General features: G+C 36.6%; 24 protein-coding genes. All 24 read right to left on the reverse strand.

Annotated elements, in window-relative coordinates; genetic code table 11:
- Position 1: 1 nt before the first annotated feature.
- A complete protein-coding gene (locus BUB90_RS07260) occupies positions 2-664 on the reverse strand; it encodes a hypothetical protein (protein WP_073285313.1) in 663 nt (220 codons plus the stop codon).
- A gap of 233 nt (positions 665-897) precedes the next feature.
- Positions 898-2,925, reverse strand: coding sequence for an InlB B-repeat-containing protein (locus BUB90_RS07265; protein ID WP_073285317.1), 2,028 nt, complete (start codon positions 2,923-2,925; stop codon positions 898-900).
- Between the two features lie 18 nt (positions 2,926-2,943).
- Entirely contained in the window at positions 2,944-3,741 is a 798-nt protein-coding gene (locus tag BUB90_RS07270) for a hypothetical protein (RefSeq protein ID WP_073285320.1), read from the reverse strand.
- Between the two features lie 10 nt (positions 3,742-3,751).
- A complete protein-coding gene (locus BUB90_RS07275) occupies positions 3,752-4,141 on the reverse strand; it encodes a hypothetical protein (RefSeq protein WP_073285323.1) in 390 nt (129 codons plus the stop codon).
- A gap of 2 nt (positions 4,142-4,143) precedes the next feature.
- Entirely contained in the window at positions 4,144-4,680 is a 537-nt protein-coding gene (locus BUB90_RS07280; protein ID WP_073285327.1) for a hypothetical protein, read from the reverse strand.
- Positions 4,681-4,833, reverse strand: coding sequence for a hypothetical protein (locus BUB90_RS23445; protein ID WP_170865454.1), 153 nt, complete (start codon positions 4,831-4,833; stop codon positions 4,681-4,683).
- A 124-nt stretch (positions 4,834-4,957) separates the two neighbouring features.
- Positions 4,958-5,299 (reverse strand): hypothetical protein, encoded by a 342-nt coding sequence (locus BUB90_RS07285; protein ID WP_073285329.1) that lies wholly within the window; start codon positions 5,297-5,299, stop codon positions 4,958-4,960.
- A gap of 12 nt (positions 5,300-5,311) precedes the next feature.
- A complete protein-coding gene (locus BUB90_RS07290; protein WP_073285332.1) occupies positions 5,312-6,814 on the reverse strand; it encodes a hypothetical protein in 1,503 nt (500 codons plus the stop codon).
- Positions 6,811-7,860 carry an ATPase, T2SS/T4P/T4SS family gene (locus BUB90_RS07295; RefSeq protein ID WP_073285335.1) on the reverse strand — a complete coding sequence of 350 codons (1,050 nt, stop codon included), beginning with the start codon at positions 7,858-7,860 and terminating at the stop codon, positions 6,811-6,813. Before BUB90_RS07295 ends, BUB90_RS07290 begins: the two co-directional genes overlap by 4 nt.
- Positions 7,861-7,927: 67 nt before the next feature.
- The gene (locus BUB90_RS23450; protein ID WP_170865455.1) at positions 7,928-8,098 is read right to left on the reverse strand and encodes a hypothetical protein; all 171 of its coding nucleotides are present in this window, start codon (positions 8,096-8,098) and stop codon (positions 7,928-7,930) included.
- Between the two features lie 57 nt (positions 8,099-8,155).
- On the reverse strand, positions 8,156-8,326 hold the full coding sequence (locus tag BUB90_RS23455; RefSeq protein WP_170865455.1) for a hypothetical protein: 171 nt from the start codon (positions 8,324-8,326) through the stop codon (positions 8,156-8,158).
- Between the two features lie 306 nt (positions 8,327-8,632).
- The gene (locus tag BUB90_RS23460; RefSeq protein ID WP_170865456.1) at positions 8,633-8,806 is read right to left on the reverse strand and encodes a hypothetical protein; all 174 of its coding nucleotides are present in this window, start codon (positions 8,804-8,806) and stop codon (positions 8,633-8,635) included.
- Entirely contained in the window at positions 8,803-9,279 is a 477-nt protein-coding gene (locus tag BUB90_RS07300; protein ID WP_073285338.1) for a hypothetical protein, read from the reverse strand. Before BUB90_RS07300 ends, BUB90_RS23460 begins: the two co-directional genes overlap by 4 nt.
- An 11-nt stretch (positions 9,280-9,290) precedes the next feature.
- A complete protein-coding gene (locus BUB90_RS07305; protein ID WP_073285343.1) occupies positions 9,291-10,199 on the reverse strand; it encodes a ParM/StbA family protein in 909 nt (302 codons plus the stop codon).
- A gap of 55 nt (positions 10,200-10,254) precedes the next feature.
- Positions 10,255-10,512 carry a hypothetical protein gene (locus BUB90_RS07310; protein WP_073285348.1) on the reverse strand — a complete coding sequence of 86 codons (258 nt, stop codon included), beginning with the start codon at positions 10,510-10,512 and terminating at the stop codon, positions 10,255-10,257.
- Positions 10,493-10,645, reverse strand: a complete 153-nt coding sequence (locus tag BUB90_RS23465) for a hypothetical protein (RefSeq protein WP_170865457.1) — start codon at positions 10,643-10,645, stop codon at positions 10,493-10,495. Before BUB90_RS23465 ends, BUB90_RS07310 begins: the two co-directional genes overlap by 20 nt.
- Positions 10,646-11,163: 518 nt before the next feature.
- Positions 11,164-12,144 (reverse strand): DUF6017 domain-containing protein, encoded by a 981-nt coding sequence (locus tag BUB90_RS07315; RefSeq protein WP_073285351.1) that lies wholly within the window; start codon positions 12,142-12,144, stop codon positions 11,164-11,166.
- A 5-nt stretch (positions 12,145-12,149) separates the two neighbouring features.
- Positions 12,150-12,404, reverse strand: coding sequence for a DUF6462 family protein (locus tag BUB90_RS07320; protein ID WP_073285354.1), 255 nt, complete (start codon positions 12,402-12,404; stop codon positions 12,150-12,152).
- Positions 12,405-12,417: 13 nt separating this feature from the next.
- Positions 12,418-12,876, reverse strand: coding sequence for a DUF6462 family protein (locus tag BUB90_RS23950; RefSeq protein WP_242952498.1), 459 nt, complete (start codon positions 12,874-12,876; stop codon positions 12,418-12,420).
- 14 nt (positions 12,877-12,890) lie between these two features.
- Positions 12,891-13,133 (reverse strand): DUF6462 family protein, encoded by a 243-nt coding sequence (locus BUB90_RS07330; protein WP_073285852.1) that lies wholly within the window; start codon positions 13,131-13,133, stop codon positions 12,891-12,893.
- 255 nt (positions 13,134-13,388) lie between these two features.
- Positions 13,389-14,879, reverse strand: coding sequence for a lysine--tRNA ligase (gene lysS, locus BUB90_RS07335; RefSeq protein WP_073285362.1), 1,491 nt, complete (start codon positions 14,877-14,879; stop codon positions 13,389-13,391).
- Positions 14,880-14,910: 31 nt separating this feature from the next.
- Positions 14,911-15,393 carry a transcription elongation factor GreA gene (gene greA / locus BUB90_RS07340; protein ID WP_073285365.1) on the reverse strand — a complete coding sequence of 161 codons (483 nt, stop codon included), beginning with the start codon at positions 15,391-15,393 and terminating at the stop codon, positions 14,911-14,913.
- Between the two features lie 228 nt (positions 15,394-15,621).
- A complete protein-coding gene (locus BUB90_RS07345) occupies positions 15,622-16,569 on the reverse strand; it encodes a hypothetical protein (RefSeq protein ID WP_073285368.1) in 948 nt (315 codons plus the stop codon).
- 146 nt (positions 16,570-16,715) lie between these two features.
- The gene (locus BUB90_RS07350; RefSeq protein WP_073285371.1) at positions 16,716-18,674 is read right to left on the reverse strand and encodes an ATP-dependent DNA helicase; all 1,959 of its coding nucleotides are present in this window, start codon (positions 18,672-18,674) and stop codon (positions 16,716-16,718) included.
- Between the last annotated feature and the right edge of the window lie 365 nt (positions 18,675-19,039).

The following is a 19,039-nucleotide window of genomic DNA, read 5'->3' on the forward strand; positions in this document are numbered from 1 at the left end:
CTCAACACGTAATTTCAATGATTTTCTGTATCATTTCATCCTTATCTTCGATATCAATTTTACTTATAGAAAACTTGCCTGACTTATAAATCGTAATATTAGATAACATCTTTTCAAACTTGAAAGATATCACAACAATATTACTAATATATTTCATAACAATCTCATTCGGATTATCTTGAGTTAATAAATTTACATCACAATTTACTAATAATCCTTTGTCCAAGGTAATGTCTACCAATTTCATCTTTATTAATTCAATATCTTTATTCTTGCATATGCGCTTAACCAAATTTTCGATATTTATAACATATTCAGTAATGACATATGAATTTTTAGACGCTATCCCAATTATGGTTATTATTTTTTGCGCCATCTGTTTATTACCAAAAACAAGTAATTTACCCTCAAAAATTTGAATTCCAAAATCTGCAATATTAACAATTTCTTCTTCTACAACTTCAAAATCTTTAATTTCAATATTGTATCGGTACCCTTTCCTATATTTTTTTTGCCAATATGTAGCTTTCAAAAACGTATCATCATATTCTTGCACATGTATTCCCTGGGTATCATCCTGCGTCACCATTTCAAGATCATCTACTAATCTTTTTAGGCTATAATCATTATTTTGAGCTAGGCTAAACAAAATTACATTTATCATGCAAACAACTCCTTCCTATTTTTTATGCATCTTTATATCCTTTTTATATGTAAACATAACTTTATTTTTCAATATTATTTTATTATACCACTACATTTCTATATAACCAAATAATATTCCACACAAAACCCAGAATACTATTTGGCTATATTATTGTAAAATAAATAATTTATATTACACCTTATTTCAAGCAATCACTGAAGCATAATCTTCGAGATGGAAGTTTTAATATATTAATTCCCCGACCCATTATCTCTCACATATTGCTTCATCTGCTGAATATCTTCCTTAGAAAATTCATAGCTCTTCACTACATGTGACCAATTCCCATCTTCTCCTTTCACATTGTTCATTGCAGCCGTCAAAGTATTTCGATAAGTCACATAACTTCTCCACTTTGATGTTGCCTCCAATCCTCCCGAGAAATAGTCCTTCTGGTAATACTCTGTTGCAATAAATCTTGCATACTGCTTCTTGCCATCAAAATCCATTGGTCCCTCTTTTGTAGTATTTGTATCTACAATCGTTACCTTCGCCTGCTTATCCGTTGTATTATTTCTACTGTCCGTCGCGGTATATGTTATCGTAATAACTACAGAACCTGTTAAGCCTGTAAAAGTGTTTGTAGAATAGTTCTTAACCCGGATCTGCGTTGTTCCATCCTCTCGGTCTGTTGATGTTACAGTCAGAAGCAACTCTGCCTCCGAAATCACTCCTGTCTGCGCTTCATACAAAGTAAAATAACGATCTGTGCAAGTCAGATCAGGTGCATAGTCCCAGATTGCATATAAATGAAAGGTATATCCATTTACACTGGTAAGATTACGAATCTGTTGTTTTTCTGCATAGGTCGCATAGTAGGAATTGGCATCTGTATTCCAACCAAGGTACTTACATGGATGAGACGGATAAGAAAAGCTCATTGCTGGCAGAGTGTACGTCTGGTCATACTTACAAGTCAACGTAGTCATAGAGCCACTTCCACCATTTGGATGAAACACAATATAATAGGTATTTGCCTCTGCATTCGCTGTCAAGGAAACATTTCCGATTACAGAAAAGGTATAGCTTTTACTGCCTGAAGTATATGTTCCAGTCCAATTCTTCCATGTGTATCCAGTTTTCACTACTGCGTCAACTGTACAATTGGCTCCATAATAATAACTTCCGCCACCAGATACACTACTGATTCCCATTCCTGCACTGACACTTACGGAATACTTCTTTCTAGAAATATAGATATAATGATTCTTTGCTCCAGTAACAGTATACTTACTTACAGATGCCGCATTGTAACAAGCATTCCCTGCATATGACCATTCAAAACTTGCTCCATAATATAGATTCTGACTCTTGGCAAGTGCCCAGTCTCCACTGTAGTTTCCATTTGCGTCTTGATATTTCACATAAACATTCTGCACATATTGCTTACGGGTAACCGATACATATGAAGTCTTCTCCTGCCTTGCTGTGTAGGAAATACTTGCAGCATTATAGCAAGAGTCAGCATCTCTTGACCAAGAGACTGTTTCTCCATATACATAATCTTTGTTGATGACAGCGCTATAACTACCATAGTCTCCATCTGCCTGCTGATACCTGACATATACTACCTGTCTGGATTTTAACTGTGTTACATAATTGATGGTCATATTAAAATAACTGTGCAATGAGCTGGGATTACTCCAAGGAGCTGCATTTGCAATGCCATTATAGTCCGTATAAACACTGCCATAAAAATTCCCGTAATCGTCCATGGAACCACTGTTGGTACGATTTCCATACTTATCGATCTTGATAGTAATCATGCAGCTATCTACTACAATATAGCCACCATTGATAATAAATTCGTTGTATGCTGTCCGATTTGTCTGAGCCAGCTTCGATTTTACATAGCTTAAATTAATACGGCTTAGCTCATAGATATAACCACCGCTTGCCACCGAATCCACCGTCTCAACGGTATATCCACTGAGATTAAAATAAATATAAGCAGTCTGTGAACTCGTTGTTACTTTCATCTGATAACCTACAGTTCCCCAATGGGTCGTATTTACACTGGCACTTGCCTGCTTTCCCATTGTCGCAAAGTAAAAGTATCCATCTTTAAAAACAATCTGTGACCCATACGTATTATAAAAGGTAACAGCGTTATCGAAGGTAGCAGCCTGCGCCTCCTGTGGCGGAGCAAGAGCTGTAAATCCAATTACAGACAATAAGAAAAACAGACTGAGTAAGCCTGTTTTCCATGATTTCTTCATATTCAATTCTTCCTTCCTCTAAAATACAAATGCCGACCAGTTATAACATACGGTCTTGTTGGTTCCATCTGGATTCTGCTTTCCTGTACTATAAGTTCCAACATAAGAATACAGATTGCCACCGTCTCTTAAATCAATTTCAGGAACCTCATCAAACAATGCATATCCTTTGCTGGTAACACTAACTTCCATATAGTCAATTTTTTGCTCATCCAGATAACTGATGATTTTATCCTTCAGCTCTACATCCGATAAAGCACCTGATTTCCAATTCTGAATCATGGAATCAAGATCTGCCTTCTGTGCAGAATTAATATCTCCCTTTACAGATGCTTCTGCTTTCCATCCCTCTGATATTGGAACATACTTTGCTTCTGTAGTCGCTGCTACTGTTGCCGTTGGTTCTTCTTGAGTAGCAGGTTTTTCTGTTGGTTTCACTACCGATGTGGTTTCTTCCTCTGATTTTGTTTCTGCTTTCTTCGTTACACTAGGCTTCTCTGTTTCTGAAATCCTGGCTTCCACTGTCGGTGTTGTCGTAACATTTGTATTCTCTTTTAAGATTTCCGTAGATTCTTTTATCGGCTCTTTTGTATCTTCTACTTGAGGTGTTTCTTCTACCAAAGGAGCTTCTGTCGGTTTAACTTTTTCCTCACTAGTTATTTCATTGCTTCCAGTTTCAGAGGACGTTTCCACCATATTCTGCTTTGAACCCAATTTAGAAACCATCAATACTCCCGCAAACATCACTATTATAACTAAAACACCTACCATTGACTTCCAATGCTTTTTCCAAAATCTCTTTATCTTCTCTTTCATCTTGCGCCTCCTAACTAACTGGAACTGTGTACTGTTCCATAATTACGGTTTTCTTTACAGACACCTGACCTTCTGTTCCAATTGGATGTTTATATTTCTCTATGACTTCCACGGATAAGAGTCCTTTTTGATAATCAACATCTAATACATTGACCTTTATGCTACAGTCAGAATTGATCTGTACCAATAAGGCTTCCATAAAATCTGCAATGAACTCATCATTACTGCCCACGGAATAAGTCTTAGTATCAAACTGGTTCTCCACGGTATCCTGTAAAGCACTGTCCACTGCACGATTTATCTCGTTCTGTCTCATATTCGTTCCACACAGGGTCATTACAATAACAATCGATATAATCACACAGATGGTAATTCCAAAACCTAAAAACACATTCTTCATCCCTAGCTCCTCCTCTCGTCCACGGCAATCGGTATCTTCCAGACACTGGTCAGATTTTCTCTGTCCCTGATCTGAAAATAGACCACATACACCCCTGTACTTGGAAAACGGATACTTCCATCCGTAACGGAATAGGCACTCATAACACTTGTTCCATCGGCTTTTCTGATATCTAACACTTTACCAAACATAGTATTTGTAAACAACTTTGCAAGGATGACCTTATCCATTGGATAAATCGTTCCTTCCATATCCTTGGCATAATACCTGGAAAGAAAACTGGTACTACTTAAAGCAAAAAACCTGCCATAAGAAGCTGTGTATGCTGCAACTGGCTTTGTCCTGTTATGCCAAGTGACTACGGAATCAAAGTCGTGATAAGAAGCATAATCTGTTTCTTCTTTTTCCACTGACACCCCTGCAATCTGTAATATTCCTGTTTTTCCTGATACCGAGATTCCAAATAAAACTCCCAGTATCAAGACAGCAGTAACAATGGCAATAATTGCAGTTCCAAACTCATGGAATATCTCTTCCATCTAAGCACCACCTCCTAACACACTGGTAATGAAAAGATGAATTAGGGTTGTCATAGGCGAACCCAGAAAGAAATATGCCAGTATTCCAAGGAATAATCCGCCACTGACTGCTTCAATGACAAACTCTCCATACTCTTCAAAAATCTCCTTCATTCAAACCTCCTAACTGCTGATCACCCTTAAAAATCCAATCAGTATGGCTGCCATTCCACTTCCTGCAATGGCATAAATAATACCACTTCCAAATTGTTCTATAATCAACTTCATAAAATCCTCCTTATCTTGCAAATGCTCGAATCTGCTGGGTACTTATGACTCCTAAGAAGTCCACATGATAGTTGTATCTCAGAATCACTTCCATCAAAGTTGGTTTCCCGTCTTCATCTTTTACAATACTGCTCTCGTCAATCAAAAGCTCATACCCTGCATTGGCTGCCTGCGTCTTGCACGCATTGAGCACACTTGGTGCAAAATTAGAATCCTCGATTTCCGCTACTACAGAAGCATGAAAATCCCTCGCATTATTTGCGTCAATACAGGCGGACATTACTCCAGCCATCGTAAATACGGATAACAGAAGGATAAAAATACCCACATAGGTCTTAATTGTTGTACTCATGCTTATCCCCTCCTACATTCCAAACGTCAAGTTCTGAAGGAATACCACCAAAAGCAGTGCCATATCCACCATCAACTTAAAAGAAGCAAGTAGTGACGGTAGCAGAATATAGATCTTCATCCCTGCAATCTTATCTTCCTGCGTCAACTTCTCCGCCTTATCCATCATGGCATTATTGCGGTCTATAAGTTCTTCCACCTGCTTTGTGACATCCCCTGCATTTCCACTGGATAATGCATAAAGCATTTTCATGGCTGACTGCACATCTGGGTTTCGATAATCCTTTAAAAATCTGTGATATGGTTCAATTGCATTTGGATCATCTTCCAGTTCCAAAATCAATTCATCCAGTGCATGAGTCAAGACCTCCGGCGCACTGTCCATGGATTTACGGATTGCCATCTGCACGTTATCGGTCTGTAACAGTAATGCTACCTCCATCAACCAGTTAGGGAACTGTTTTTCAATCTCCCTTGCTACCTTTTTCTTGGCTAGATTATGACCAGCCTTATGCTGATTTAAGAAAAACAGTACTACTACAATCCCAGTTACAAGAATAGCAATGTTTTGAAAATACACAAATGCACCGATAAAAAGGATTGCTGGAATGACCGCCATCTTCTGACTGCTTTTGGCTTCCTTTACTTCATCGTAGTCTCTTACCTGAAGGTATTTCCGATCCATTCCTGAACTGTCCGTTTCCTTCTCAATCCAGCTTCTACACAACTTCTTATCTGCCTTTACATAGATGAGCATACAAATACCAATTAATACCACCGCTGATATCTGGCAAAGAGGAATCGCACTAATATCCAAGTCTCCTCCTAACAGATAAAGAGGCAGAATACAAATCAGCAACGTTGCCACCAATGCAATCATGATATTTCGCTTTACAATTTGAAATTCCTTTTGCAGATTGATAATTCGCTCTGCCCACATGGCTCTGTTCTTAGAAAGCAATGCAATACTGCCGCCTGCATCACCACCACGTCTCTGTGCACCCATTACAAAGGAATGAACGGCATCGACTCTTTCACAATGAAAGAACTCGCTAATCATCACCAGTGCTTCCTCCTCTGGATCTTCGCTATCTGTGGCATACTGAATATGTTCGATTGCCTGAACCAGTATCTCATGAAACTCTCCTTCATCAAAAATAGTAGCCGTCTCTGTCAATGCATTCAGTATCGTTTTGTTTCTCTTAAAGGAATACAAGAACTGTTCCATATAATTATTTGCCATAGAAAACATGGTCGTGTGATACTTCCCTTTCATGGTCTGAATCAGAACCAGTGGTGAGAACACCACCCCAATGATTCCGATTGACGCAATATAAGGTAACTGCAACTTATACAACAGTCCAAAGATAGCTGCAAGAAGCACAATCATTCCATAGGATATCATTGCTTTCTTAGGTGTAAACTCATATCCATACCTTGAAAGCTCCAGTGTCAGGTTCTTATATCGCAAAAACCTGAGAGAACTTTTTTTCTTTTTTCCACGTTCTTTCTTCAATCCTCACTACCTCCTTCCCTTGAAAACGGTGTAATGCCCATTCGTTCAAATTTCTCAAGAACTGGTTCTGGAAGACACCACTCTATCAGTTCTCCATTTAATACCACCGGAAACGTAATATTGCATCCGTCTTTACGATAAAAGAAACAAACCTGATCAATGTATCTTCTGATTTTGCCATCTTCCATCTGTTTTTTACGGATTAAAATGCCTACATCAATGAACATGAAAATATCATTCTCCATTCGGTCTGCATCGGTTCGGCTAGCCAACATATTTAAAATACGATCTGGTATCTTTCTTACATCATCCGTATGAATCGTGGTAAATCCACGTATTCCAGTAGATAAGCTCTCAAGCAGATATTTTACTTCCACAGAACGAGCTTCTGATAACATGAGCCATTTAGGATTTTGTCTAAGACTTGTCTTAATCGCCTTTGTATAGCTGAAACCTTCCGATACCATTAATTCCACGCAGTCTTTCTCAGTATTGATTTCCCTGTAATGAAGCTCTGGTGTATCTTCAATGGTAATGACTCTTTCATTTGCAGGGATATACTGTGAAAAAAACTTAATTCCTTCTGTCTTTCCCACACCTGGTTCCCCACAGAACACAAAGTTCATACGTGCTTTCACGCAATTTGTTAAAAGCTCTAAAATTTCTTTGGTACAATATCCATCTGTAATCATGCTTTCTCTTGTCATACGAACGGTCGGAAGGGTCTTTCTGATACAAACCGATCTTCCTGAAATTGCTGAGGACTCATGGACAATACTGATGCGCAAGGTATCGGTATCTGCCTCTAACAGATTCTCCACCTTGTTAAAAGGCTTACTTACGTTATTGGCAATATAATGGCTGAACTTTTCTATAAATTCCTTGGTGACGCCATGCTCCTCCACTTTTTTTCGTTCATTCGCTGTATTGGTAATCCATAAATCCGTACCATTAAAGTCAATATCCGTGATTTCATCATCCTCGATATATGACCATAAGGGTCCAAAATGTGCGGGAACAAGCTCCCACTTTGTACTTCGTTCCATATAACTCCTTTCCAAGAGGGGAGGCTGTCCCCTCTTTCTATCATTCTGTCTTACCTAATCCCAGCAATTAACCTGTAATGGTTCCAGCTGCTCTGTTAAAAAAGCTGTCGATCAGGTTCTTAAAGGAATTCGCTACTACTCCGTCTGTTGCTAAAAGCATTACGATAATTGCTACCAATGCGCTGATTGCTACTGCTGCAATAATTACTGATCCATACTGTTCAAAAATCTCTTTCATTCGATTTACCTCATTCTTTCTTATAATTGTTTTTATTGGTTTCTTTACTACAATTCATTAGCCTGTGATGGTACCAGCTGCTCTGTTGAAGAAGCTGTCGATCAGGTTCTTGAAGGAATTTGCTACTACACCATCTGTTGCTAAAAGCATTACGATAATTGCTACTAATGCACTGATTGCTACCGCTGCAATAATTACTGATCCATACTGTTCAAAAATCTCTTTCATTTGATTTACCTCATTCTTTCTTTTATTGTTTGTAATTGTTTATATGAAAATAGCGGCTCCTTATAGCCGCTAATACCTACCCAATCCAGTGGATAGGCAATACTGTTCTCCGTTACTACCTATCCACATGACTGTGTGAAATTATTCAGTTTTGTACACGGAGACAGTAAATGGTTTGTCCCGTATTAAATGCATCTAGTTCTCCTTTTCTTAAACTGCCATATTTCTTAATTGAAAGAAATACTTCATCAATCTTCGGTTTTCTCTGTACGCTTTATATCCAGTAGCCATACAAACAACCTCCTTTCATGGTGTTCCTGCTCTTACGAACGCAAGGAATACTCTGAGAACAAGTCCAAACAATAGAAGTATTACCCTTGCTAGTTCCAATAGCAATTTTAATAAATTCAATATAAGCCAAACGATTCCTTTTAGAAATCCAAGCAATCCATATCCTATTGTTGAAAAAACTTTTCTCATTCACCCATTCCTCCATCTTCTTCCATCCAGCTACTAGCAAGGTCAGCCAGCTGGTCTATCGTTTGTTCATCTTGTATATGATCTTCTTCATCAAATCTTCTTTCTTGACCCTGCGGAACCGGATAATATCCTTTCGGTACTATCTGTTGCATTCCAGCTACAACACCACCAAGTAATCGAATTACTTCATTCCTAGCTTCGGTAATTACACTGGCATGCAACTCCTCTTTAATCTCCTCTATATCATCTCTAGTCACATATTCATTCGATTTTATTTTATCTAATTCTACCAGATTGGCTTTCCCAACATTATCAACATAGAACTCTAATGCAGCTATAAAAAGCTGGTTTTGCGTTTTGTTCATTTCCTGATTCAGATGCTTAAATATCTTATGAATCTCCAAATGTCTAGGATTCTTTAGATTAAGCCTAAGACTATAATGAACAATGCTATCACGATCTGCTTTTGCCATTTATCTCACCCCTATCTTCTTTTTAGTCCAATATTTGCAAGATATTCAAATCCTTTAGCATTCGCTTTCACGTCTAAAATATAGTTGATATTCTTTTGTTTAAACGTGCTGAAATTTTTCATTACTACAGCTCCACCTCCTACAAATACCAGCTGCGTCGTCTTTAGGTTGTAACCATATTCTCTAAGAGAATTGAATACACGGTCTGTGTAATCTGTGATTTCTTTCTTGATGATATTTAGGTACTCTTCATCAATATCACTTGTACCATTCCTCATAATATGCTGAATTTCGCTTTCATCAATTCCAGCTCCGAGCTGTCGTACACATTGATCATTTACTGACCTCATACAGGTAATCAACCCCTGCTGTGTTGTGGTACATCTTGAATTATCTGGTTTTCTATCAACAACAGGCATAATATCAATTGTCCAACTTCCTATATCAATGATTACAACCTTATTCCCAAAGTTTTGAATTCTATCAGCAATTGCTGCATAACACTGAGGAAATACCGCCGCATTTACAATCTTGATTTGATACATCTCTTTTTCATAGTAAAATCTCACTTCTTTTCGTTTAGTGAGATATTCCAAAAATCCAGATTTCTCAACACCGAATCTTGTAAGTGGCAAACCCGCTGCAATAAATACATTAGCTTCTTTCTTGCCACGTTTTCTTAACTCTCTTGCAATACCGGCTAAAGTGAGTATGTAGAAATTGTCATTTTCAATCTTTACATCTCTTACCTCTAATCTCACACCGCCAATTTTGTAATACTTTCCATCCAGTTCAAGTACATCATCAAACATCCCTGGTTCGGTAGTTATCTCCTTTACACCAGTAACAAATACCTGGCTTGATGTCTTGACCATTGACCAACCATGATCAATCCCTATGATTTCAAAATCATTATCCATTTGATTTAATCTCCTTTTCAATAAACTTTTTGCTCTTCCCCACATTCTTTTCTTGTCACTTTCTTTCCAATAATTTTTTCATACACGGAAAACAATACCCATCACCTTGTTTGTAGGAACAATCCGTACATTCACTACGTACTGTCTTTTCTGGTTCCTTTCTCTTCTCCTTAAAGCAATTGCTGTTAATACATCTACTATCATTGCCCCAAAAGAATTTGCATCTCATACAATCTTTTAGATCTTTGTTGAACTTTCGTTCTTCTCTTTCCGCTTTCGTTAATCTGTGCTTGTTATTCTTCTTTTCCTCCATCTTTGCATTCCTTCCATCGGATAAATGCATTATGAAGTTCTAATAACTTTTGATTCACAGCTTTTACTAGTTTATCAAGTGAATAGAATGTGGATGTTGGTATTGCTATTTCTGTTACCGCACTTCCTATCATTCTGCATCCTCCTGCGTATTCATAGCTTTTCGCTATGTATGGTGTACGTCAACTGTTTCAAGTCCCTCTTCGCCCCGTACACAAGGAATGTACTCATTCCCGGGAGTTACAAACGAGCTGCCTACGCATTCATGACGCCTTACCTTGCGGTAACACTATCTCCTCTCTTGCCGTTTCGAGGATAAGGTCGAACCTCTCGACCTCCATGGGTTATTATCCTTCCACCATATTCGTCTTCCTTTTATCAGGCTTGTGCCCTGCCTCTCGTTCTTCATCTTTCAATCCATCGAACTACTAATGTGAGAACAGTGGTCTTGAGCCCTCCAGGCGAATATCCTGAAATTTTACTCCTTCAAAGATTTCTCTTTGTGTTGCTTTATATTGCAAATCTGTAACTGATATTCAATTGTATTTCCGCGCTTTCGCTTGGAATATGTATATATTAACCTCATATCAGTTATCAGGATAGAAACTAGGCTGGTGTATTTTTTCTTTTTTACACCAGTTTTTGGTGTTTTTCATTTTCTAGCAAATTGTGGCATGTCATGATTCACTTCTGCCTGATAATAGCCAGATATTGTTGATGGTGCATTGAACAAGGAAGCAAGTAGATACTTCTTGATATTATTCACCTTTGTTGTATTACCTTGGAGACTGTTCAACACATACTCAATATGCGAAAAATTAAGTTTTAAGAATCTGCTCTTTACTAATGCAGTTGGTAGTTCTGAACTCGAAATCACCATCATCTCACTTTGATTCAACACAACCTCAATCAGTAAATTATAAATTCCATCTATCAGTTCTCGATCATAGGGATGACGCTCAATTAGCAAATCATAATCGATATTTTCTCTAATTAATTCTTGATACGCACTTACGACATCAATCCCATCATCTCGCTTCTCATCACCAAATATGGTTTGATTCGATTTGATATGATTCGTATCAGTCCTACTAAAATCTGTATCACTAAATTCAGTCTTACTAATAAGTGCCATCTTTTTCTGCTGTTCTTGATCTTCCATATTTACTGTTCTAGAACCTTCATTTTCTACAGGTCTTGAACTGTACAATTTACCAGTTCTTGAACTTCCCTCACTTTGGATACCTTTTTCTTCTATGTCTTCTTCCTTTTCTTGCTTCATATCATCAATAATAAAGTTTTTAACATATAGAAGACTCGGCAATCCTAATCCACGTCTTTTCTTTTCGACTAAACCTACAACTTCTAATTCTTTCAATGTTTTAATAGCCGTTTTTTCAGCCATATTTAGATTTTCCATAATCTCAGATATTTGATAAATGATGTATACACGATTTTCTTTGTCTAACCACTTATTCCTCATAGAAAGGCTCATTCTATCGAGAAGAATTCCGTATAACAATTTTGCTGACAATGACAAGTCTACAAATAATGGATCTGTAATTAACCGCTTCGGAATTCGTATGAAATTAAATTGATCCGCTTCCGAACCGTAATAATAATTAAAGACCATTATAATCAACTCTCCTTCTGGTTTCTCCAAGTATGCTTTGGTAATGGTTTGGCTGGTTCCAAAAATTGTTCCAAGTACTGTTCAAATTCCTCTGTATTAACTAGTGCAGAAGCTCCTACTTTATATACTGCTCCCGCTTCTTTCGCCAGTGCCATAAATCGTGTTTTACCTAAACTGTAAATAATAGATCCTTCTGTCGCATTCACGTATTTCTTCATTACATCCTTTGTTTGTGAATAGCTTTTATACGAATATGCCATGTCTGCCCCCTTCCTAACTTTCACTTTCTTTCCATAATGGATTTTTCATCGGAACTGCCTTTTCTCTAAACTGCTCCATATAATCATCAAATAACTCTAAGTTAATCAGAACAGTTCCACCAGTCCCTTCATTAATTTTATATACCGCTCCTGCAGCTCTTGCCATTTCAATAAAGCGATGATGACCAATACTGTAAATGATAGAACCCTCACCTATTCGAACATATTTCTTATGAACTAATTTATTTGTACCATGTACTTTGTAAAGGTGTTTCATGTAATCCTCCAATCTCTGATGACGAATAAGAAGTATCCTTGGTAATTGATAGATAGCTCCAGCTGCTGAGGCAAATTGAATAATGCGACTTTCATCTAAACCTAAAATCTTGCTAGCCTCTTCTGGGCGTAAATATCTTTTATAAATATTGTCATCATGAATGTAACTCCTGACAGATGGTTTTAGTTTATTCAACAAATCATCACCTCTTACTTGTAAAAGTCATCATCTAGTATTCTGAATGTTTCAATGTATTGATCCAATACCTCCAGACTAACTAAGACCATTTGATTCAATTTATAACAAGCTTTTGCATCTTTAGCGAGTTGCATAAATTTCGATACACTCATATGGTACATTTGTGCTCCCTCAGAATACCTAACAAACTTATCAGGGTTTAATTTTTTCTTCTCAATCTTCACTGGAGTATTTTTATTAATCTTATTATCCATACAATTCTCCTTCTGTTTTGGGTCATTATTATCTGACCAATTTTTTAATTTTCTTTGACTATTTTCCATAACGCAAAAAAGGACATCTTCTAAATTTCTTTAGAAAATGTCCTCTAATAGTGCTTTTTTCTATTAAATTGAACTCCAAACCATTCTTTATCTAAGCGTTGACTCGTGTAAATGACTATATTTTTTCTTGGTCAAAACTTGGTCAACCTTATATCAAAAACCTTGGAAGTACTGATTCTACTGGATTTATTTATCCAGGCTTTTCATTGTCGGGAATAACAATACGTCACGGATAGCAGATGAATCAGTAAGTAACATAATAAAACGGTCAATACCAATTCCAATACCGCCTGTAGGTGGCATACCATATTCGAGAGCACACAAGAAATCTTCATCAAGATGATCTGCTTCATCATCACCTGCAATACGATTTGCTTCTTGCGCTTCAAAACGTCCACGTTGGTCAATTGGATCATTTAACTCAGAGAATGCGTTTGCCATCTCTCTCTTAGTAATAAACAATTCAAAACGTTCTGTATAATTTGGATCCGTTGGTTTTCTCTTAGCTAGTGGAGAAATCTCAACTGGATGGTCCATAACAAAAGTAGGTTGAACTAATTTCTCTTCTACGAAATCTTCAAAGAATAAGTTAAGGATATCACCTTTCTTATGTCTAGCTTCAAATTTTACATGATGTTCTTTTGCAAGTGCTTTGGCTTGCTCATCTGTTTCGACTTCATTGAAATCAATACCAGCATATTTCTTAACGGCATCAACCATTGTTAAACGCTCAAATGGTTTAGATAAGTCAATTTCAACACCATCATAAGATATTAAAGTAGTTCCTAGAACTTTCATAGCTACTGTCCTATATAGATCTTCTACTAGATCCATCATTCCTTGGTAATCCGTGTATGCTTGATATAATTCAAGTAATGTAAATTCTGGATTATGACGTACAGATAAACCTTCGTTACGGAATACTCGTCCAATTTCATATACTCGTTCTAAACCACCAACAATTAGTCTCTTAAGATATAATTCAAGAGAAATTCTTAAGTTCATATCTTGGTCAAGAGAATTATGATGTGTAGTAAAAGGTCTTGCAGATGCACCACCTGCAATTGGAACTAATACTGGAGTCTCAACTTCAATAAAGCTCTTACTATCAAGATAATTACGAATCTCGCGAAGAATTAAAGAACGCTTAATAAAAGTATCCTTAACTTCTGGATTCACAATTAAATCAATATATCTTTGACGATATCTAACATCTGTATCTTTTAATCCATGGAACTTCTCAGGAAGTACTTGTAAACTCTTAGTTAATAATGTAACTTTAGTCGCATGGATAGAGATTTCACCAGTTTTTGTTTTGAACACAGTACCAGCTAAACCTACAATATCACCGATGTCGAATTTCTTGAATTCTGCGTAATCCTCTTCTCCAACACTGTCTCTTGCAACGTAGGATTGAATGTTCCCTTGAACATCTGCTATATTACAAAAAGATGCTTTTCCCATAACACGCTTTGACATAATACGTCCAGCAAGTGCTACTTCTTTGCCTTCTAATTCTTCAAAACTATTCTTTACTTCCATACTATGATGCGTTACATCATATTTCATAATTTGAAAAGGATCTTTTCCTCTTTCCTGAAGGTCAGCAAGTTTTGCTCTTCTCACCTTAAGGATTTCATTAATGTCCTGTTCTACTACATTCTTTTCTTCAGCCAATTTATTCACTCCTTTATGTAACCTAACTGGCTTAGTTAGATCTTTGAATTTCTAGTATTTTATACTTAATAGCGCCTGATTGTGTTTCTACTTCAATAGTATCACCAATTTTCTTACCAATTAACGCTTGACCTACTGGTGATTCATTAGAGATTTTTCCTTTTAAAGTGTTAGCTTCTGTTGAACCAACTAATTTATACTCTAAGATATCATCATATTCCATGTCCATAATTCTAACACGGCAACCAATGTTGATTTTATTAAGATCAACTTCGTCTTCAACAACAACTTCTGCATTCTTTAAGATTTTGTCTATTTCTTCGATTCTAGTTTCAATATCTCTTTGTTCGTCTTTTGCAGCATCATATTCAGCATTTTCAGATAAGTCACCTTGTTCTCTTGCTTCTTTGATTTTTTGTGCTACTTCTCTTCTTTTATTAACTTTTAATTCTTGTAATTCTTCCTCAAGTGACTTTAGACCTTCGTAGGTTAAAATATTTTTCTTGTCTGCCATGTTAAACCCAACCTCCAAAATAATTATTACTATTCTTTACATTACGCCCATCTGCACCAGGCCGACAAGCCTATATGCGAATAAACACTAACTTGAGTGCTTCTTTTCTTCACTCTTTTATCAGATTATTTCTTCTGACACTTTCTCACTGTACATTCCTTGTATTATAACGTATGGGCAGTACAATGTCAAGATTATCAGATTATAACCCCTGATAATGCCAAACAATTATATAACAATTACGATTATTTTTACCTTGCACGTTTCTATTAATTCAAGAATTTCATTTTGGTTTATATTTCTATAATACTCCCCATAAATCGCTTCAATATTCACACTTTTCGCTCTTAAATAATTAACCATCATATTCTTTTTAAGGATATTCCCTTGATACAACAGATCCACATCATAAATAATAGTTAAATCTTTCCTTCTTTCTTGAAGATATTGCCTCTTCTTTGCAGAACTATTTACATCGATGGCACAAGCTCCATACGGAAAAAAATTATAGCTCTTATAATTTTCACTATCTAAGTCTATAATAACGTTCCCCTCAATGTGGTTTTTAAGTGGTAGCCCTTCAAATTCTACAACTAATCCTGTGGTATCATATATCATATCTCTAAAGCCTGTAAAATATTCTTCACGATTCGTAATAATTGTTAAATAATTTAAATTATTAATAAACAGTTCTAGCACATGTTCAATCCGCTTATCCCCGGAATCAATAATAACCAGTTTCATGTCTTTTTCTTTAATATGTAATTTATCTCTACTAATCTTAACGAGCTGTTTCAGATATAGGAATTTGATCAAAGTCCGCTCCCTCTCGGCCCTTTCATTATCCTTCTCCTGCAGCTCTTCCATACAGTATGCCCGATTGATATTCAGATGTTTCATAATCTCTTTAATGTACTGATCTAGATATTGACTGGGTAAGTTTAATCTCTCTTCTTTGGTAAAGGGTAACATGGCGCAAGGAATACTATCACCTAGAAAGGTTAGCTTCCCAAGCTTCATAGGTAGTCTTTTTATTAAGTTTTTGTAATACCACTTGACGGAGATTTGTTTTATCAATTTATCATAGGATTTCTCAACCATCTCCTCTTCTTCGATAATAAACTCTTCATTCTGATTTGCATCCATCAGCTTAATAAATATAAAGTCTTTAGACATAAGCATCCCTTCTTCTTTTTGTAAGTATATTTGTACGATCAAGAACTTATGCCCTATAAACTGGTAAAACGTCTAATAAACCTTTTACAATTGTTTATTAGACGACTTTACCTTCAATATAGTTCCAGAATGATGTCAGTTTAAGATTACAGGTCACTGATATATTTGATATTAGTGCCTTGAGGCAAGGCACTCAAAACAAATCTCTCATAAGCTTCTCCATATACCGAATCCATAATTACTATTTTTCCATAGTCATCTTCTTTCCGAATTAATCTGCCGCATCCTTGCTTTAGTTTAAGCCCCATAGCCGGATAATCAATAGTTAACACTTCATCTAATCCTTCTTCCTTTGCCTCTAATCGTTGTACTTCAATCAGAGGATCACGCGCTGGAAATGGTAGTTGCCATATGATTACCATGGATAATGATTCTCCCGGAACATCAATCCCTTCCCAAAAATCAGAACCAATTAAAACGGTAGAAACCTCTTCCTTGAACTGTCTAATAAGATATCCTCTTTCTGCTTTATCTTCCCACAAAAACTCAAAAGGTAACTGATAGTGTTTTATTCCCTCTCGTATTCTTCTTACTTCCTCTTGGGAACTTGTAAGAACAAGAGCTCGTCCCTCATTCAGCTTTAAGAGATAAACCAATTTTTCAATTTCTTTAGTAATCTCTACATTAATCTTGTCTTTCGAGAATGGTTCTGGTAAATAAACTTCCACTTGTTCATCCATATCAAAGGAATTACCAACTGTGGAATAGGAAGGATTCTTTACCCCTAGTGTACGTATTAGATAATTAAAATCCCCATCATTGCTTAATGTTGCAGATGTAAGTAGTACCGGTATCTTCTTTTGGAACAGATGTTTATTCAAGCGTGTGTCTATATTCCTAGGCACTACAAAAAAACTATCTCCCTCTCGGTTTATCCAAGAGATACTATCCTTACCTTTGTTTTTACGAAAATGGTGTACTGCCAACATTGCATTATCAATTAGCATCTCATATGCCTGTATCAAATTAGTGGAAAGTGATTCCGTATAGAGTTCTTGCTCAATCTGTAATTCAAGTAACAACTTATCAAGCACCTTTTGAAAAGTCTCGGCTAACTTTAACAAAGAATCCTCACAATAAACTGTAAAACGCTCCGACCCTTCATCTACAATCGCTACTTGATTTAGCCTCACAAAAAATGTTGAAGTAACATCTTCCAACCTTGTTACTGTTAGAAGTAGTTCCTCTCTTGCCCCATGGATTTCCTCAATACTATGAATCATTTGCTCAATATCATCTTTGATAATTCTATTCCCTGCTTGCATCGATGCAGGAAGTATAATCTTATGTCCTTCATCAAAGATAACACCACAGTACTCTGGAAGAATTGGTAGTTTCCCATCGGCAATTCGTTCCTCTCTCGTCCAAAGGTCTTTAAAAAACAATTCGTGATCTACCACTATGATATCTCTAGCAGACCGGTAATACTCTTTTGCTTTAATAAGCTTGCAAAAACCACGGTCTAAGCACATATCACAAGACATACCTTCATCCCATCCTATATGTTTCCATACACGGTCTGGCACAAGAGGAATTTCCGAACGTTCTCCACGTTTCGTTCTCCCTAACCACTCGTTGATCTCAAAAGACAAGCCCTCTGATAAGTTATCAAACTTTTCCTTCGACTCGTCCACTTTTGCATCACAAACGTACTGATCGGAGTCTTTCGCCATCCTTGCATCTACCTCTAACCCAAGCAAATCTGAAAGGGTTTTAATATCGCCTTTTTCCCCACATAGCTGTTCTTGTAGCGCTGCCTTTGCACATGCAATGATGATTGGTTTTCTATTCAACCTTGCATAGGCAATTGCAGGAAGTAAATAGGCAAATGTTTTTCCCGTACCAAGCCCAGCTTCCGCTAGATGAACCTTTTTGTTACATAAAGCGTCAGCCATTTGGAATGACGTATATATTTGTTCTTCACGTACTTCATAACCATGCTCAGGAAGTATATCGTAAAAAACATCCCCGATCCACTGGGTCAACTTATCATGAAAATCCTCTCTTCTATCATATTCAAAAATTGATTTATGCCTTGCACACATGTTAATTCTTCTCCAGTCATATATCTATTTTAATAATTCCATAGTTTGTTCATATTAAGAACTCTCACATCTTTCATCATTGTTATGTTGCTATATAAGATTCCAAGAAACCAAAATAGTATCCAATATAGAGCAATATAAAGCGACTGAATTACTCCAGTCGCCTTATTCCGCATGTATTTAGTATATAATAATACTCTCTGACACATAAACCTAAGTATATCACGTAGAAGGTTAATATACAATTGCTTCTATAATAATTAATTATAGTTGTAAGTGTTCTTTTTGCAGATGTGTGAATGCAATGCGTTTGAAAAACATACATTTAACAAACTATTTTGCATTCACCTCCGTCCCCACCCGAT

The sequence above is a fragment of the Anaerosporobacter mobilis DSM 15930 genome (assembly GCF_900142955.1).
Lineage (GTDB): Bacteria > Bacillota > Clostridia > Lachnospirales > Lachnospiraceae > Anaerosporobacter > Anaerosporobacter mobilis.